Origin of the sequence: Aquimarina sp. MMG015 (assembly GCF_018100855.1) — a bacterium.
Lineage (GTDB): Bacteria > Bacteroidota > Bacteroidia > Flavobacteriales > Flavobacteriaceae > Aquimarina > Aquimarina latercula.
On sequence record NZ_JAGJEB010000029.1, the window covers coordinates 1 to 1464 of the forward strand.

At 31.3% G+C, this 1464-nt stretch carries 2 protein-coding genes; both read right to left on the reverse strand.

Annotated elements, in window-relative coordinates:
- Nucleotides 1–92: 92 nt before the first annotated feature.
- Nucleotides 93–761, reverse strand: a complete 669-nt coding sequence (locus J8L88_RS23335) for a hypothetical protein (protein WP_211062066.1) — start codon at nucleotides 759–761, stop codon at nucleotides 93–95.
- A 223-nt stretch (nucleotides 762–984) separates the two neighbouring features.
- Complete coding sequence (locus tag J8L88_RS23340; protein WP_211062067.1) at nucleotides 985–1434, reverse strand: hypothetical protein; 450 nt, start codon at nucleotides 1432–1434, stop codon at nucleotides 985–987.
- Between the last annotated feature and the right edge of the window lie 30 nt (nucleotides 1435–1464).

Sequence of the window (1464 nt, forward strand, 5' to 3'; positions counted from 1 at the left end):
CCATTCTGCAAGCATTGCGCCTTACCAAAAATACAACAACCATTCGATTCATCACCTAGCTGCTATGGCACATATATGTTGTTGTAGGTAGTTTATTTATTTGTATTTAGTTCTTTGTATTTGTATACATAATAAATAGCTGCTATCGCAATCAAATTCATTCCGAAAAACATGTTGTAATCAGGTTCTGATGGTCCAAGAATAAATGACATTCCAGGCTGAATATCAAGTCCAAAACTTAATTCATCAGTAATTACTAATCCCAGAAATAATGGAGTATAGTATTTGAACCCGTAACTGAAAATTTGGAATTTTATAATTTGAAGTGCTTGGTTAATCACAGATAATAATATACCATTTTTTTTCTCCTTTAACAATAAATATCCTGCAATTACTGAAAAGGAGGCAAATAATAGTAAAGATATTTGAGTAATTATTTTTAGTTGAAATGGTGAAATAAATAAAGAAGATAAAATTAAGAACACTCCTCCAACAATTTGATAGATTCCAATAATCTTCGGTGTTAGTTCAATAATTTTTCGCTGCCGTTCTTCATTTAGTTCTTTTTGATCAATTTCTGCGCCAAGACGTTCATCAGCAATTTCTTTCCTAATTTCTTCAAAATTTAGATTCCTAGATTCAGCTACTTCAATGGCAGCATCTATAGCATTTTTTTGATATTGATGCCTCTCTTTAAGAATAGCTATTAATTCCTTGTCAGGTAATTTATTCATTCTGTTCTTAAAAGATTCTTTACTCATAAATCTGTTCTAAAATTTGATTAGAGTTATTTTAATTTTGGATTACCTACAACGTTTAATATATGTGTCGTAGCAGGGCAAAATGTTACCCTATTTTCGACAAAAACTGCGCATTGGTTGCTAACTTTTACTTTCTGCAAGCATTGCGCCTTACCAAAAATACGACAACCATTCGATTCATCACTTAGCTGCTATGGTCACATATATGTTGTTGTAGGTAGTTTTATTTGTTCCAATATGAATTACTCATTTTATTTAGCTCGTTTATGCTTAATTCATCTTTATTTTCTGATTTAACAGTTATCTTTTCTGCCAAAATCTTAAGAATTCCGCCACAATAATTAAATTCAAGATTGTGTTGATTACAAGAGACCTCTACAATTCCATTTTCAGTTTTTGCAGACAGGATTTCCAATTCCGCTTTAAAAATTTCAGTTGGCGATTTTTTGATTTCTTTAGGCAGTTCAATTGGGTTCATCCAAGGCTCTAACTCAAGTTTCAAGATTTTATTTAATTCAACGTGAAACTTGGTAAATTCAGAGTCAATTAATTCCGCGAGATATTCACATTCAATAATCAACTCAATTCCGTTTTCAATCGATTCCCATTGAGTAATTGTCCCATCGTGGAAAATGGAAAAAATACCTTCTATTTTATTCAGAGTTTCGTTCATCTCTAATTACCTACAACGTTTAATACCTAC